Genomic DNA, 16,549 nt, shown 5'->3' with positions numbered 1-16,549 from the left:
GCCCTCACGTGACGAGGAGGTGGCGGCGTTGGAGGAAGAGCACGATCGGGCGAAACCACGCCCACGTGATGACGTACCGCTCGTCCTCGGTGGCCACGTAGCCGTGGGCGAGGGCAAAGCGGAGTGCGTCGGCCACGTCGGCGGCGCTCAGCATGGTGGCCTCACCGAGCTTCTGGGGCGTCGCGGGGGCGAGCTGCATGACGGCGCGGAGCACGAAGATCGCAGGATCGGGGAGCGCTTCGAGGTCGGTCGTGTCGGGGGCCTGGAAGAAACGAACGTGCGGCGCGCCCTTCGCGTCGAGGCCGAGCGAGCGACGCCACATGTGCAGCGCCACGCCCGGGTTGCCGGCCGCGTAGTCCCAGAGGAGGCGGTAGTAGTTGCCCTCGCAGCGGGCGAGCGCCCCCTGTTTGTCGATCTCGTCGGCGTTCGGCGGGAGGTCCTCGCGGAGGTGTTCGAACGAGGGATCGATCTCCACCTGCGCCGTGCGGGCCTGGAGCAGCTCGATGATCTGCTCCTCGGGCCAAGGGGAGAGCCTGATGACGCGATCGAACAGCGGGCGAGCGCCCCGTGCGCGCTGGAGGAAGAGCCAGATCACGTCGTCGAGCGCGAGCACCCACGTGGTCTTCCCGCAGTGCCGGCTCGCGAGGTCGAGCAGCGCGTCGAACGGCGCGAGCCCACCCATCACGGGCTGGACGAAGCGCTGAACGTCGTCGAGCAGCAGCGCGCGCCCCCGTTCGGAGGTGTTGAGCGCCGCGGCGAGCTCTTCGAGCGAGCTCCTCGGATCGGCACCGATCGCCTCGGCGAGCGCGGCTGGGAGCGCGCGCATGCCCTCGGGCGGGAGGCGCAATCGAATGGTGTCGGGGAACTCCCCGTGGAGGTGGTGCAGCAGGGCCGTCTTGCCCATGCCGCGCTGCCCGACCACAGCGATGACGCCGCCACACCGGCCGCGAATGCGCTCGAGCAGCTCCTCGATCGCCTCGTGGGTCTCGGTCTTCACCCACACGCGCGACGCGGTGTCGGGGCCGAGCGCGTCGAACGTGTCGTCCGGGATGGGAGCGGTCGCGAGATCGGTGCGCTCGGCGCTGAGCTTGTCGAGCTGGCGACGGAACAGGTAGGCGAGCACGCGGCGGGTCACGCCGTAGCGGCCCACCCAGCTCCGTACCTCGCGGGCCGCGCCGCGCGCGAAGAGATACGCCGCCCCCGCGGAGGCCGCGAAGAGGCTCATCCAGCCCCGCTGGCTCCCGAGCACCCAGCGCTCGAACGGGGACTCGCGACGCGCCCGCGCGATCCGCTCGAAGACCACCGCGCGCCACCACCGCACGAGCACGAGGGCCACGGGCACGGAGGCGAACCAGCACGTCGACAGCACCCAGCGGTGGATCGTGCCCTGCCCCACGAGCTTCGTGCTCAGTGTCAGGATGAGTCCAAACGCCACGACCACCCGCCCCACGAGGCGGAGCGACTTGAGGCGGAGCGCAGGCGTGTCGTTGTCCCGCGCGGCCGCTCGCGTCCCCTCACCCGCGAGCGCGTTCACGAGGTCGACGACGAGCGCGCCGCCGATGAACCACTGGAACGTCACGGCGACGAGCTCGAGCTCGAGGACGTCGGCGGCGCTCTCCGGAAGCATCCACGCCATGAGCAGGGCGAGCGCGAGCCACTCGACCGGCCGGTGGACGCCGAGCGCGAAGGCGAAGGCACGGGTCCCAAGGCTTGGCGAGGTCAGGCGCTCGTGCCGGTCGAGGTCGCGCGCGCGCCCGCGGCCCTTGGTCAGCCACTCGGGGGTGCGCTTGCGAAGCCAGATGAAGGCCAAAATGGCCGCGAGCCACTCGAAGAGGAGAAGGAGTGACCGCCCGAGGGTCTGGCCCGAGGCCTTGCCTCGGATTCCCATCGACGAGACCCAGCGACCCGCTGCGTGGCGGTGGTAGCGCGCGATGAGGGCGAGCTGCCGCAGCTCGGAGGTCACGTGGTCCACCCCCGCCTCGCCAAAGCCCGTCACGGCGTCGCGCTTGGCGGGGGAGAGGTGCGGCAGGAGGGCTAGCCGCTCGACGTTGAGCGCGCCGATCTCGCCGAAGAGCTGCGTCGCCCTCTCCTCGCGGAGCGTTTGCCGCTCGGCATCGAGGCGGGAGGCGTGGGCGACCGCGCGGGCGCGCGCGTCGCGCGCGGGCCCGGCGTCGGCCGTGGGCGGCAGGTTTACGAGCGCCGTGGGGCCTGGTGCGGGCGCTCGCTCCGCTTTCCGGCCGAGGTCATCCAGTGCCTCCGCGAGCTCGAGCTCCGAGGTCGCCAGCGTTCTGCGGAGCGCGTCGTAGCCGGCGTCGACGGCGGGCGGTTCCCCCTTCTCTCGCAGCTCGCGCACCTTTCGCTGCGTGCCGAGGGTCGCCTCGAGCCGCGCGGCGAGCTCGTCGCGGCGCTTCGCGAGGCTCTGCTCGACCTCGCGTTGGGCTCTCTCCACGTCGAGCATCTGCGTGAGCTCTTCCGACACGAGCCGATCGGCCTCGGACCGCGCCTGCTGCGCCGCGAGCACGGCCCGCGCGCGCTCCGCTGCGGCCCGCTGCTCCAACAGCTCCGACTCCGACGGCTGGGGTGCGGCCTCGGCCTGCCGCTTCGCGTGCAGCGTGAGGAGCTCGACTCGCCGCGCCGGCGGGAGTGAGTAGAACGAGAGGCGCGCGCGGTCGAGCTCGAGCCGCGCGTCCCAGCGCTGGCTCGAGGCGCTCTCCGCGTCCGTCGTCCCGCCCGCGTCGAACGGGCGGCCGCGGTTCTTCGCGGCGCGCCTCGCCGAGGGGGTGGGCGCTGGAGCGTCGACCTCGTGGAGGAGCGCGGTGAGCCGCCGCGCCTCGAGCTCCACGGCCGCCGCATCGTCGAGGGGCACGTCGAAGAGGGCCTTGGGATCGATCTCGGCTCCCAAGGACTCCCTTGTAAATTGATGAATATACTTGGTATTATTCCTGTAGGCGGCTTCGGGCGCGGGGGCCTCGGCCGCGTCGACGCCCCCGCCCCCGTCCGCGGCGGCGGCGTCGACCGCCCCGGCGCCGCGCGCGGCCGTGAGGACCGCGACGAGCAACGCCGCGAGGACCCAGAGGGCGCCGCGAGGGCCGCGAGCGGCCTGCGGAGCGACATTCATGCCGTGCTCCCGTCGGTCGCGTGGCCTAGGCACGCCGCTCGCCTGCGGCTCGCTTGTCTGTTCACCGGCCGGAATCTAGCGGACCGCACCAAGCTCCGCAAAAAGCGCGCCCTCCCGTCCCGGCTCGCTCAGCGGCTCGCGAGCTCTTCGCTCGCCACGGCCGCGCCTTCGACCGCCTCCGCGCGCGCGTGCCTGCGACGCGCGCCCCAGAGGACGGCCGCCGCGAGCGCAGGCGCAGAGACGGCGACGAGCGCCGCCCCCGCGTCGCCCAGCGTTCGAGCACGCGGAGCGTTCCAGAGCAGCGCCTGCGCCGCCGTCACTGCCGCGTCCAACGTGACGGTGATGGCGAGGCCCGTGGCCAGCGCGCGCCGCCATCGCGCGAGCAGCGCGACGAGGCACAAGGTAAGCGTCAGGTCGAAGGTCGTCCATGCGTGCCGCACGCACGGCGAGGGGAACCACCGATCCGGCGCGGCGAGGGCCAGCGCCGCCGTCCACGGGACGAGCGTGGCCGTCAGCGCGCGGAGCACAACGCCCGGCCCGCGAAGGAGCGTGGCAAGCCCGAAGCGCACGAAACCCCCGCCCGCGAAGGCCTGGAGCGCGTGGTAGATGGCCACCACCGCAGGCCCACCCCGCGGGTACGAGACGAACACGGGCTCCCAGCGCGCCGGGCGGAGCTTGGCCTTGAACGCGTAGAGCCCCGCGAAGTCGTAGAGCGGCTGGCCGCACCGCCGCGCGAGCGCGAGCCACCCCGGGAGCTCGCCCGCGAGCGGCGCGAGGCCGAAGGTCGCGTAGGCCACGCCGTCGGTGGCGAGGTCGCGCATCGCGCCGTCGAAGAGCAGCTCCGCGGTCCCGTTCGGCGCGCGCGGATCGCGGAGCAGGTTCTCGAAGAGCCAGCCGTCCCGCGCAGGGATGGGCGACAGGCCCAGGAACCCCACGAGCAGATCGCCGCGCCAGGCCGCGTAATACCGCCGCTCGCTTGCGAACGTAAACGGCGCGACCTGCACCACGAAGCCCATCGGCGCCATCGGTCGCGTGCTCAACCACCGCGCGATGAGCGAGTGCACCGCCCCGCGGCGCCTCCCCGCCTGCTCGACCTCTGCGGTCGCGAGCCGCTCGACCCGCACCCCCTTCGCCCGCGCGCGGCGGAGCTGCTCCTTCAAGCTGCGGACGCGCGACACAGTGGCGCCCCAGTCTGCGGGCGCCCACACCGGCTGCTCGCCCACCCGCAACGAGCTGAGCTCCGCGGAGCTCGCGGAGGGCTCCTCGGTGGCGAACAGCACCGCCTCGCGCCCCGCGCCCCGCGCGCGCTCCGAGAACGCGCGCCCCGCCGCCGCACACAGCTCCGGCGGCCCCACGGGAGAGCCCGCCGCCACCCACGCGCCGCCCGTGTCGACGTAGGGCACGCAGAGGTCGTCCCCGAGCCAGAGATACCGGAAGCCCGCGCCCAGCGCGACGAACGAGGTGGCCTCGCGGCCGTAGCGCTCGAGGAGCGCGAGGAACGCGCGGCGGTCCGGATCCGCCTCGAGCCCCGCGCCTGCGGCCGCGGCCCGCGTGGGGCTCCGAGGATCAGGAACGTGGGGTCGCGAGGGCGGATTCATGGGGGTCGAGACCCGCGCGCGCGCGTGGCCAGGAGCCACCGTAGCCCGGATAATTCATCAGGGTTCCGCGCGAGCCAGCCGATCCTCTTGCTGCAACGCTCGTACCTCGCGCTTCGTGCCTGCGGAGTACACTGCGGGGCTCGGTTCGAGGCGCGAAGAGGCGCGAATGGAGTAGATTGCGCCCGTGCCCACCGCCGTTTTTCCCGTGCAGATCTATTACGAAGACACGGACCACTCGGGCGTCGTCTACCACGCCAACTACTTGAAGTACTTCGAGCGCGCCCGCGAGCACCTGCTCGGGGTGCCGGAGCTCGTGAAGCTCTACGAAGCCGGCCTCGGGTTCGTCGTTTACCGCTGCGAGCTCACGTTCAAGCAGGGCGCCGTGTTCGGCGATTCGCTCGAGGTGCGGTCGGTCGCTGCCCTCTCGAGCGAGTTTCGCATGGTCTTCAAGCAAGACGTCTTCCGGGGCGAGACGCTGCTGGTGCGTGGAGTGGTCGAGATGGTCTGTCTCGACGGGAACAAGGAGATCGTCCCCGTGCCGCAGGAAGTGCTCGCGTGCGTGTAGCGCCGATGGGTCGCCGTCGGCGAGCGTTCGCTCGCGGCCCGAGCTCGCGCCTCAGCGGCCCATGCGCTCGGAACGGGACCGCAGCGTCACCGGCGGCAAGTTCACGCCCTCGGCCGCGAGCGCGATGTCCGGGTTGGTGAATCCCGCCTTGGCGAGCTGCTGCACGTACTTGAACCCCACGTTGCGGTCGCGCACAGCGCCGTAAGCGCGGGCGATGAGCAGGCGGAGGGGCACAGGTGTGTCCGCGCCGAGCGCGCCCGGATCGGGGAGATCCCGAGCGCCCGCGCCAGGGCCGGCGCTGCGGGCCACGGCGAGGGCGAACGGAGTGAATTCACCGAACCCGGCGGTTCCCACGAAGTCGACGGCGCGGGCGCGCTCTCTCCGAGCGACGAGGACGAACAGGCGCTCGACGCGAGCGCGCCAAAACGCCTCCGGCGTTCGCGCGGGGTCCCCGCGCAGCGCGAGCTCGCTGGCGTTGGCCGCCGAGACGAGATCGCCCTCGTAGCGGGCGAGCCGCGCGGCTCGCGCGGCGTGTTCGGGCTGCTCGCGCGGCTGGAGTTGCGGGGAAATCGCCGCGGCGGTGAGCAGGTCGCCCGCGTCGAGCGCCGCGTCGAGCGCGAACACTCGCGCCCAGGGATCCGGGGAGCTCGCGAGCGCGACGAGCTCCTCCGACTTGAAGAGAGTCGTCCCGAGGAGAATCGCGCGCGCGTTGAGGATGGCCGGGCGCAGCAGCGGGCTCACGACGCCCTTCGTGGCAGCCGCGGTCGGCTTGGGGGGCCTCAGCGCGTCGAGGTGCTTCGCGAGGTCCGCCGAGGACGCTCGCTCGTAAGCGCTCACCGCGGCCACCAGCGCCGCGAGCGGATCGTTGCCCTCGAGAGCGCCGACCGCGGCCTCCGCCTGGGCGAGCCGCGCGCCTGCCAGCGCGGCGCGCGCCGCGAGCCGCCTCGCGCGAGGGTGCGCGGGGCTTGCCGCGGTGACACGTGTCGCGACCCCCGCCGCGAAGATCGCGCTCCACGACACGCGGACGTCCAGCGGCAGCTCGCCCAACCAGCAGGTCTCGTCCGGCCCCTCGGCCAGCGCGACGGCGGCGTCCAGCGCGGGGCGCGCGGCCTCGGCGGTCTCGTGGCGCTTCAGCGCCTCGAGCGCGCGAAGCGCGTGCGGGATGAAGCGCAGAGAGCGCGGCAGCTCGGTGGCGCCGGTCAGGACCTGCGCCACCTCGGGCGGCGCCGCGCCGGTCCGCGCGCCGGTCGCCCAGGCGAGCGCCACGAGCGCGCCTCCCTCGGGTGTGTCGGGGTGGGCGACTTGGTAGCTCCGCGTGAGCGTCGCCGCAGCGTCTGGGGGGCCCGCGATCGCCACGTGGCGCGCGAGCGCGAGCTCCGCGACGGGGCTCGCGGGCGCGAGGCGGGTCGCGGCGACGAGGCGGCGCGCTGCGTCGGGCGCTCCGGCGCGGGCGAGCGTGAGCCCGGCCACGAGCTGGTAGTCCGACTCGCGCGCCGCGCGGTCGTCCCAGATCGACAAGAGCTCCACACCGCGCAGCAGGTCGCCGTCGAAGAGGGCTTGGGCCACGAGCGCGTAGGCGAGCTCGCTCTCGGGCACGCCGACTCTCCGCGCGTGCGCGATTGGCTCGACCAGCCCGCCGAGCTCGCTCCCGCGGGTGAGCCCGGCGATGACTCGGGCGCGCACCCACGCGCGCGCCGCGTGGCCGGACCCCGGATCGAGCGCGAACGCCCCCGCGAGGGCGCCGTGCTCGTCGACCGCGCTCGGTCTGGCCGCGAGGTCGGCGTCGACGCTCGCCAACAGCGCCTCGGCCGCCGCGCGCCGCTTGGTGTCTCGATCGCGGTCGTAGAAGAACGCTCCCGCGGCGCCGGCGAGGCCGAGGAGGAGCACCGCGCCGACGACCAGCGCGCGCCGCTTCTGCGGAGGCGAGGCCTCGGGACGCGTCCACACCGGCGTGTCGCTTGCACCCTCGAACACCCCCGCGCGCGCCAGCTCCTCGAGGACCGAGGCGGCCGGCGGGATCGTGGTGGGCGCCGGCTGCCCGAGATCGGGCGGAGGGGGCGCGGAGCGAGCGTGGGGAGGAGGTGCGGCGGCGTGCGTGGAGGAGGGGGCCTCAGCGGGAAGCGACTCGATGATCGGCACCGCGGGCGGCGCCGAGGCGCTTGTCGGAGGGGGAGGCGCGGAGCGAGCCGGCGGAGGTGGCGCGGAGCGCACGGGCGGAGGCGGCGCGGAGCGCGCGGGCGGAGGTGGCGCGGAGCGCACGGGCGGAGGCGGCGCGGAGCGCGCGGGCGGAGGTGGCGCGGAGCGAGCCGGCGCGGCGCTCTCGGCGCGGCGAGCGTGGAGGGCCTCGAGCGCGGGGCGGATCGCGTCGCGCGCGCTGCGGACCTGGGTGTCGAGATCGTCGTCGTCCCGTGGTCGCGCGCGCCGCCCCTCGTCGCGCACGCTGCGGACGTTCGTGTCGAGGTCGTCGTCGTCGTCGAGCGCTCGTGGGGTGAGCGACGCCTGCGCCAGCGGGTGCGCCGTGGACACGTGGTCGGCCACCGCCCTCGCACCTTCTCGTACCTGCAGCGGCAGGCAGAGGCGCGCGCGGTCGAGCCACACGCGGATCTCTTGGTCAGCGTCCACGCGCGCCGCGCGCTCGAGGGTCTTCTCTGCGCGCTCGGCGTCGCCGCGTCGCAGCTGCACCTCGCCTAGCAAGCGGAGCAGGATGCCGCTCCTCGGCGCGAGCTTCGTGCCCAACCCGAGGAGCTGCTGCGCTTCGGGCAGCAGCCCGTTCGCGAGGCACATGCGCGCCGTGGCCATGAGCACTCCCACGTCGCTCGTCAGGTGGCGCTCGACGTGCGCCGCCACCTCCGCGGCTGCGCCGGGATCACGCCCCCGGCGGAGGGAGTCGGCCACCGCGAGGGTGTTCGCGGCGTCGCGGCGGGCCCTCCAGCGGGCGATGAGCTCCTCTGGGGAATGCGCCATCTCTCGGCGCGGAATCCTATTGGATTTCTGGCGTTGGCGACAGATGTCACCACACGTGCGCCCTCGATCCGGCCTCGCGTGACGCCGGGCTTCGCGGGTCGGCCTCACGCCCGACAGCCGAGGAGCGGAGAAAGCCGTCGCGGGTGCTTGAGGTGCGCGCCGACTCCGGCGAGACTCCACGCGGACGCGACGTCCGCGGCGGCGCCTACGGCGTTCGCGAGGGAAGGAAAGGCAGACATGTCCGAGTCGAGCGTGACGTTCGAGCACCAGGCGGGCTTCGAGGCGGGGGAGGTCTCGGGCAACGTGCGCCTCGGGAAGCTCGAGGCGATGTACGAGGAGCTCTTCGCCGAGGTCATCGAAGACGGCGTCATCACCGCCGACGAGCGCAAGCAGCTCGACAAGATGGCCGACAGCCTCGGGCTCGACCGCATGCGGCTCCGGCGGCTCGAGCAGGCGCTGCAGGCGGCGTACGAGTCGCGCAATCGCATCGTCATCAAAGACCTCTCCTTCGACGACGTCGACTCGGCGCCCCCCGCGAGCATCCAACCGCTCGCCCCGGCCACCGACGCTCGCACCCAGGCGCTCGAGCGGCGCATCAAGGTGCTCGAGGCGCGCATCAAGGACCTCGAGGTCGAGCTCGAGGACGCGCGCGCACACATCTCGGTCGAGGTCGACCTCTCCGACGTGACGCCCGAGCGCGCCGCTATTCCCGACGAGGATCCGGCCGATCTCGCGCGTCGCGTTCGGCACGATCCGCGCGACGACATGAGCCTGCGCGCCCTCTACCGGCTCTACGACCGGCGCGGCGAGACCGACGCGCGGTACGCGGTGGCTCAAGTGCTCGCGTACATCGGCGCCGCCAGCCCGGAGGAGAAGGCCTTCGCCGAGCAGCACCGCACGGTGGGTCTCATCCGTCCCAAGGCCGCCCTCACACGCGAGGCGTGGACCCGCCTCCTCTTTCACCCGGAGGAGGAGCCCCTCGTCGGCGAGATCTTCTCCGTGGTCGTCTCCGCGGTGCTCGTCGGTCGCATCTCGGCCCTCCGCCGCGACAAGCAGCTCGTGAAGCTCGACCCCGAGAAAAAGCAGGATCCGGCGGCCTCGACTGTGCAGGCCGTGCGCTGCTTCCACTGGGCCGCCGCGATCCTGGGCATGCGCGCGCCGGGGCTCTACCTCGCGCCCGAGTGGACCGGCGGCGCCGAGATGGTGCCCGGCATCCCGCCGGCGTCGCGGCTCGGCAAGGCGGCGCTCTCCGGGCGCTCCGCCGGCGAGCTCGCGTTCCTCGCCGGACGCCACCTGGCGCACTACCGCGAGGAGCACTTCATGACCATGCTCGTGCCCGACGCGCGTGGCCTCGAGGAGATCTTCCTCGCCGCGCTCTCCATCGGGAACCCGGGCCTGCCGCTCGCCGCCAACGTGAAGGAGCTCGTCGTCCCCATCGCGAAGGCCATAGAGCCTATCCTCGAGGCGCCCCAGGTCGACACCCTGCGCGGCCAGTTCCTCCGCTTCGTCGAAGAGGGCGGGCGCGCGAACCTGGCCCGCTGGGCCACGGCGGTGGACCGCACCTGCGCGCGCGCCGGCCTCCTGCTCGCCGGGGACCTCGGCGCTGCGGAGAGCGTGCTCTCCCTGGAGACGCGCGATCGCGGACAGCTCGACGAGCAGATGAACGACCTCATGAGCTTCATGCTCTCCGAGCGCGCCGGGAAGCTCCGCAAGCAGCTCGGCATCGCCCTCGGCTGAGCCCGCCGCGAGACGTACCGCCGCTCGTTCGCTGGGGCGCGCGGCGCTCTCCAAAGACGCGGCGCGAGCGCGCCACGGCTCCAACGGCCGCCAGAAGGAGACTTCCTCGGGGTTGCGTCGCGTCCGGCGTCGCGTAGTCTCGTCCGCATGGGGTTTCGGACTCGACTGTGGGTGCTCGCGCCTCTCCCGTTGGCGATCGCCGCCGCGTGTTCGCCAGCGTCGACCGGCACGGACGCCGACGCTGGACCCGTGGCGCCCACCGCCACCACACCGCCGCCGCCCCCGCTGCCCGACGCGTCGGCGCTGGACAGCTCGCGTCCGGACGCCACCTCGGCCGACGGAAGCCCCAGCGACGCGGGCGCCGACGTCGACCCCAGCGACGCGGGCGCCGACGTCGACCCCAGCGACGCGGGCGCCGACGTCGACCCCAGCGACGCGGGCGCCGACGTCGACCCGGGCGACGCCGGCGCAGATGGCGCAGACAGCGCGTCCGGACCTCCCCCCGCGGAGGTCGTGGCCGATATCCCGGGTCTCACCGAGATCGACCTCAACGCCACGCACCTCCTCTACCGCACGGGCACCACCGCCCTCCGATCGTGCGAGCTCCCCGCGTGCGCCAACGATCGCTCTATTGTGACGCTCACTGCGGCGTACAACCAGCTCGCCGCGAGCGACTCGAGCTTCTTCTTCTTCCGCGTGAGCGCGCCCAACCAGCACACGCTGCACTCCACCAACCCCGACGGCACCGGGCTCACCAACCACCCGGTGGTTTGGACGGGGAGCATCGAGCCGACGGGCCTGGTCGGGCTCCTCAGCCACGAGCTGGCCTTCTATCGCCTCCGCCCCCCGCTCGGCGGCACGGTGCAGACCCAGACGCGCCGCGTGAGCTCGGCTTCGTCCCGCGTGCCGCGGACCGCGCAGATAGCGCTCGAGCACGAGAACTTCGGTTCGACGATCTCGGGCGGCCCGACGCCCACGGTCACGGGCGCGACTCTCCCCGCGCTCACCGGCACGACCAACGTGGTCGGCACGAGCCCTCGGGGGGCGAGCGTCGTCTACCCCATGGCCGTCGTGCGGCAGGGGTCGGAGATCCGGGCGTGCCCGACCGCGACGGACTGCGCCGCGTGGATCGACCTGGGGCCCATTGGCCCCGTATTCAACCTCGACGGGACGCACCTTTACCTCGGCGGCTCCGGGGGCCTCTCGCGCTGCGCGCTCGCGGAGATCGCGACGGCCCGGACGTGCACGCCAGTCAAGATCGCTTCGGAGCCCGTCGATCCGCAGCTCTACTTGACGGCGACGCACGCCTATTTCAAGAGCGGCACCAAGTTCCTCCGCGTTGCCAAGTGAGGTGTTCGTCCCGCCGGCCGCGCGCTGCACCGCGCGCCGGCCCGCGGGCTTCGCGTCCGTGAACCGCGCCACACACTGGCGACGGTAGCTCGCGGTGCGCGCCGTCGCGCGTGCCGCGCGCAGGCGCTCGTCGCGGTCCGTTGAAGGAGTTGCTCATGGTCGCTGGGTGGGGGTGCGCTCCGCTCCTCCGCGCTGTGCGGTGGCGCGGCACCGAGCTGCGCGTGACTTTGGGCACACGCCTCGACTCACGCTGAGGCTGCCCGGCCATCCGGCGCCGTCTCAGCGGCGCGCGAGCGGCGCCACCGCAGAGGAGGGGAGATATCCCTCCACGTCGCCGCGGCGAAAGCGCACGAAGCCGCCCTCCGACTCGAAGAGTCGCACGCGGCCTCCCTCCGGGAGCGTCGGCGCGCCGGTGCGCACGATGCGTCGCGCGTCGAAGGGCCTCACGCCCGACGCGACGACGATGCCCTCTCGGAGCTCGCGACGCTCGGCCCGCGCGGCCAGGCCGAGGCCTGTCGCGAGGAGACAGGCGGGCAGCGCCGCGAGGCCCAGCACCACGCCGAGCTGTCGGCCCTCGACGCCGCGCGCGATCGCCCGCCGGCGGACGAAGAGCGCGAACGTGAACGCCAGGGAAAAGCCGAGCGCGGCGAAGTACCAGCCCGACTCGGGGAGGAGGTGCGCGACGTTCCTACCAAGCGAAAGGCCCTCTTCGACGTCGGCATCCTCGCCGGCGCGCGAGCGGCGCTTGGCGACCTCGCTGCGCAGCGAGCTCACGGCGAGCGTGGCGTCAGCCCGCGTACGGTCGCTCGTGGTGAGCTCGCGCGCTTCGACGAAGCCGTGGATCGCGCGGCCCAGATCGCCGTCGGTCCCCGCGCCGCCTCGCACACGCTGGGCGTACGCGAGCCCGCGGTCGAACGAGAGCGCGGCGTCGACGTGGCCGAGGTCGGCCAGCGACTCGAGCTCCGCGATCGCCTCGGAGGCCTTGTCGGCAGCGAGCGCGGCCTCCGCACGCTTGAGCCCGTCGGCAGGCTCGTCGGCTCGGGCCGAGGCGCTGAGCCAAACGGCGGCCGCTGCCAAGGCCCAGGTGAGGCGTCGGGGCGAGCGGCTCATGCGGTCTCCTCTGCGGCCGGGCCGGGCCGCGCCGCGGCCTCGCGCCCCCGGCGGACGAGATCGAGCGCGCACGCGACCTCCTCGCGCGCCTCTTCCTCGGTCGCCGGTGTGGGCGAGTACCTTCGGGCCTCGGCGGACGCGAACGCGTCCAGCCACGCGTCGATGGTCGCCTCGGGCAGATCCGCGTCGGTCATGTCGGCCCGCTTCTCGGAAGCCGAGCGCCCCCGGAGCGGCACACCCAGCTTCACGGCCGCGCCCTGCTCGAGCACGCTCAGGGCAGCTCGCAGCGCCGCGTCCCAGTCTCGCGAGGCGAGCGCGCGCTGCGCTTCGGCCACTCGTCGGTCGAGCTCGGCGGCCGGCGAGGTGGCCCGCCCCTGCCGCGCGGCGCGCACGCGCGAGGTGAGTCGTTGCCCCCCGATCGCCGCGCCGAACGCGAGCGGCGCGGCGAGCACGAGCCACCACGCCTCGGCGCGATCGCCGAGCGGCGGGGTGGCGGAGCGCGCGACGCCCTCGAGCGAGCCCCGGGGCCCCGGGAGGTTCGGCAGCAAGTTCTCTTTCGCGTCGTCGACCGGCGCGACCTTCCCGTCGGGCGTGACCGTGATGTCCCCGAGCGCCACGCGGGCCGTCGCGTAGCGTCGCTGCTCGGGCCAGTAGTGGGGAAACGTGACCTCGCCGAGCGGCACCACGCCGGCCTCGCGGAGCCGCAGGATGTACTTGAAGGTTCGGCTGCCCCCGAAGCGCTGCTCGGCGTCCGCTCCGAGCATCTCGCTCACCTCGGGGTCGAGCCACTCGCCGCCCTTGATGGTGGGGAGCGCGAGCTTGTTGGGGAAATTTCCCCGCCCGACGAGCGTCAGCGTCACGGCGACCGCGCCGCCGCGGGGCACCTCGCGCGGCGCCACCTCTGCGCGGAGGGTGAACTCGCCGACGTCGCCGGCCGCGGTGCCCGGTGGCCGGCCGGCGGAGGGCGGCTCCACGACCGTGATGTCGAGCGGCTCGCTCTCACGGATCGACTCCGGGCGACCCCGGAGGCCCTCGTTGCGGAACACGCGGAGGCTCATGGTGCCCACCGGCAGCACGCCAGGCTTCAGAGGAAAGAGCGCCGCGCGCCGGACCAGCTTCACCTCGTAGATTTGCTCACCCACGCGCGCGAGCCCCACGTGCTTGGCGTCGTTCTCGCTCTCGAGGAGCGTGCGCTTCTGGAACGCCGCCGCGGGCGCCTCGTGGACGTCGCCGATCTGCGGCTCTCGCCCCGTCGCTTCGATGTAGAGGTAGACCGCGAACGTGACCTGCTCGCCCACGAAGGCGCGGGTCTTGTCGACGGTGGCGTGGAGGAAGGCGACGGGGCCGCGCGACCTCGGGAGCGCGAGCTTGGGATCGAGCGTCGGCTCCGGTTCACGCGGCGTGAGCGGCTCGAGCAGCCCGCCGCCGGGCCCGAAGAACTGCGCGAAGGGGTCTTGGTTTTGCTGCGAGCGCCGCGGGCCTTGTCCGCGTGGGACGACCTTCACCTCGACGCGCTCGGAGCGGCGGACCCGGCCGCCGAACGTCGCCGTCGCGGGCCCGAGCGAGTACACACCCACTCGCTCGGCCAGGAGGGTGAAGCTCGCCGACACGCCGCTTCGCTCGTTGCGCACTCCGTTGACGATCGACACCATGCGGGTGGGCATCACGCTGCGTCCGGCGACCCGGAATCCGGGCGTGGGGCCCGGCTCGACGGCCGTGACCTCGCCCGACGTGCCTGCACCCTCGAGACGCATCGTGACGGTCTGCCCCACCTCGACGACGTGCGCGTCGAGCGCGACGTGGAGCTCGTCGGCCCACGCGGGGCGCGCGCCGCCCACGAGGGCGGCGAGCAACGTCGCGAGCGCCAAGAGGGCGCGCAGCCAGCGGGCGCCGACGCGGATCACTTGTCCTCGGAGCCTCTCACCTTCACGCCGCCCCGCTTCTGCCTGCGCGCCGCCTCTCGCTGAACGGTCGGGGCGTTCTCGAGCTGATCGAGGAGGCGCTCGTCTTGGCTCCGCTCGGACGGCGGTGGCGGCGGCGGCGCGGCGGCGTCCTCGTTCTTCTGGGGAGGAGGGGCCGCGTCCTCGCCGCCGGAGTCTTTGCCCGAGTCCTTGCCCGAGTCCCGGTCGCCGTTCGAGCCGTCCTTGCCGGAGTCCTGCCCGCCGCTGTCCTGGTTGCCGGAGTCACCCCCGCCGTCTTGGCCGCCCGAGTCACCCCCGCCGTCTTGCCCACCGTCTTGACCGCCGTCTTGGCCGGCGTCCTTCTTGTCCTCGATCCGCTGGAGGGCCACGGCCCGGTTCCAGGCCGCGTCGAGCCCCAGGGGATCGCCGAGGCGCGGGCCGCCTTGCGCGTCGACGCCCCCCTCGGGCATGCCCGGGGCGAGCACCAACGCCTTGTCGTACGCCGCGACCGCTTCCTTGTACTTTGCATCCAAAAAGAGGAGGTTGCCCTCGAGGTACCGCGCCCGCGCGCGCAGCTCGACGGGCTGCGCGGGGTCCTCGGCGACCGCGCGCACGATCCGCAGCGCGCACTCGATGTGGCTCGCGCGGAGGCCGTCCGCGGAGGGCGCTCCGGGCATCGTCGGGGCGGCGGGGCGGCCCGTCTTCGCCTCCTCGTCACCGAAGCGGGCGCCGAAAGACTCTCCGATGCGGAACAGCGCGATGCCGAGGTCGAGCGCGCCGTTCGGCTTTTCGTGGAGCGATTTTGGCGTGCCGATCGCGCTCTCCGAGCACGCCCCCGTCGAGAGGTACCCCTGCAAGAGCTCGGCGGCGGTGGCGACGCCAGCCTCGCCCGCGTCGAGCTCGGCGAGCGCGCGGTTCACGACCGGCGACTCGCGCTCGAACGGCCGCTGCGGATCCCAGCCGCACGCAGCGAGCGCGCCGCACGCGACCGCCGCGACGAGAAAGCCCCACCGGAATGGCGTGGTTGGCTCGCTCACGCGGCACCTCCGCGGGACGTGCCCGCCGCGCCGTCCGCGTCTGCGCGCGCGAGCGCCCTCCGCCGGCGCCCTCGCGGACGCTTCGCGAGGGCCGCCACGGGGAGCGGCACGCGCGGCGGGGTCTTGGGGGCGTCTGGGAGCAGGCCCTCGGCCACGAGGAGCACCAGCGCGAGGCCGAGCGGCCACGCGTACTCCTCGGCGAACACGGTCTCGACGCGCTCGGAGAGCTCCTGGGTCATGAGGCGCTTCAGGTCGCGCGTCACGTCGTCGATGCCGGTCTCGCCCTTGGTTCCGGTCACGAGCTTGCCGTGGGTGATCTCGGCGATCTTCGCGAGCTCGGCCTCGGCCTCGGTCGAGAGCTGGGTCATGAGCGGCTTGCCGTTCTCGTCTTGCCGTATTCCGAGGACGCGCCCGTCGGCGCCGACGTTAGGGATGGGCTCGGGCGCGCGCGTGCCGATCTGCACCACGTCGACGCGGGTGCCCTCCGCGGCCAACTCGTTCGCGACCTTGGTGGGATCGCCCTCCGTGTCCTCGCCGTCGGTCACGAGCACGATGATGCGCACGTGCTCCTTCGACTTGGGATCGCGCTCCAATAGCTCGCGAGCGCGCTCGAGGGCGCGGCTCGTGGCCGTGCCGCCCACGGGCATGTCGTTGGGCTCGAGGCCACGGAAGAACTGCGCGATCGCGGCCCCGTCGCTCGTCATGGGGAAGCTCATGGGCTCGCCCGCGAACGCGATCGCGCCGAACCGCGCGCCCCGGAGCTCTCGGATGAGCCGCGCGACCTCCGCCTTGGCGCGCGAGATGCGGCTCGGCACGACGTCGCGGGCGTACATGCTCTTCGAGTAGTCGAGCACGATCACGACGTCGAGGTTGGTCGCGGGCACGTGCTTGACCCCGCGGCCGAACTGCGGCCGGGCGAGCGCGAAGAACGCCGCGGCGAGGGCGAGCACGAGCAGGAGCCCCTTCACTGAGCGCCGCGTGTCGGCGTCGAACGAGCGCAACCGCTCGACGAGCTTGGCCTCGCCGAAGCGCGCCGTGTCTCTGCGGCGGCGCAGCGCCGCGACGACGAGCAGGCTCGCGAAGCCGCCCACCACGAGGGCGCCGACGAGCGCGTACAGCACCCCGGGAAAGGCGAGGAAATCATAAGCGAATTTCACGTTGGCCCTCCT

Annotated in this window: 10 protein-coding genes; 3 read left to right on the top strand and 7 right to left on the bottom strand. The window is 73.5% G+C overall.

Annotation, left to right across the window (positions count from 1 at the left end):
* Positions 1-4 precede the first annotated feature (4 nt).
* A complete protein-coding gene (locus IPQ09_29615) occupies positions 5-3,118 on the bottom strand; it encodes an ATP-binding protein (protein MBL0198306.1) in 3,114 nt (1,037 codons plus the stop codon).
* A 128-nt stretch (positions 3,119-3,246) separates the two neighbouring features.
* Entirely contained in the window at positions 3,247-4,716 is a 1,470-nt protein-coding gene (locus IPQ09_29610) for a DUF2156 domain-containing protein (GenBank protein MBL0198305.1), read from the bottom strand.
* A 184-nt stretch (positions 4,717-4,900) separates the two neighbouring features.
* On the opposite strand from IPQ09_29610, the gene IPQ09_29605 reads away from it, so the two are divergent.
* On the top strand, positions 4,901-5,281 hold the full coding sequence (locus IPQ09_29605; GenBank protein ID MBL0198304.1) for a YbgC/FadM family acyl-CoA thioesterase: 381 nt from the start codon (positions 4,901-4,903) through the stop codon (positions 5,279-5,281).
* 51 nt (positions 5,282-5,332) lie between these two features.
* Here the strand turns inward: IPQ09_29605 and IPQ09_29600 are convergent, their stop codons facing one another.
* The gene (locus IPQ09_29600) at positions 5,333-8,245 is read right to left on the bottom strand and encodes a hypothetical protein (GenBank protein ID MBL0198303.1); all 2,913 of its coding nucleotides are present in this window, start codon (positions 8,243-8,245) and stop codon (positions 5,333-5,335) included.
* Positions 8,246-8,482: 237 nt separating this feature from the next.
* On the opposite strand from IPQ09_29600, the gene IPQ09_29595 reads away from it, so the two are divergent.
* On the top strand, positions 8,483-9,982 hold the full coding sequence (locus IPQ09_29595; GenBank protein ID MBL0198302.1) for a hypothetical protein: 1,500 nt from the start codon (positions 8,483-8,485) through the stop codon (positions 9,980-9,982).
* 147 nt (positions 9,983-10,129) lie between these two features.
* Positions 10,130-11,332, top strand: a complete 1,203-nt coding sequence (locus IPQ09_29590; protein MBL0198301.1) for a hypothetical protein — start codon at positions 10,130-10,132, stop codon at positions 11,330-11,332.
* Between the two features lie 279 nt (positions 11,333-11,611).
* On the opposite strand, the gene IPQ09_29585 is transcribed toward IPQ09_29590, so the two are convergent.
* Genes IPQ09_29585 through IPQ09_29570 form a run of 4 tightly spaced genes read right to left on the bottom strand, consistent with a single transcriptional unit; the run spans position 11,612 to position 16,537 of the window.
* The gene (locus tag IPQ09_29585; protein MBL0198300.1) at positions 11,612-12,442 is read right to left on the bottom strand and encodes a hypothetical protein; all 831 of its coding nucleotides are present in this window, start codon (positions 12,440-12,442) and stop codon (positions 11,612-11,614) included.
* Positions 12,439-14,346, bottom strand: coding sequence for a BatD family protein (locus IPQ09_29580; protein ID MBL0198299.1), 1,908 nt, complete (start codon positions 14,344-14,346; stop codon positions 12,439-12,441). The genes IPQ09_29585 and IPQ09_29580 overlap by 4 nt, the downstream gene beginning before the upstream one ends.
* On the bottom strand, positions 14,343-15,380 hold the full coding sequence (locus tag IPQ09_29575) for a tetratricopeptide repeat protein (GenBank protein MBL0198298.1): 1,038 nt from the start codon (positions 15,378-15,380) through the stop codon (positions 14,343-14,345). The genes IPQ09_29580 and IPQ09_29575 overlap by 4 nt, the downstream gene beginning before the upstream one ends.
* Entirely contained in the window at positions 15,377-16,537 is a 1,161-nt protein-coding gene (locus IPQ09_29570; protein ID MBL0198297.1) for a VWA domain-containing protein, read from the bottom strand. Before IPQ09_29570 ends, IPQ09_29575 begins: the two co-directional genes overlap by 4 nt.
* Positions 16,538-16,549: the final 12 nt, after the last annotated feature.

This window comes from Myxococcales bacterium (assembly GCA_016720545.1).
Taxonomy (GTDB): Bacteria; Myxococcota_A; Polyangia; order Polyangiales; family Polyangiaceae; genus JAAFHV01.
The sequence above is the reverse complement of the archived record's forward strand: the minus strand, read 5'-3'. Positions and strand labels throughout refer to the sequence as shown.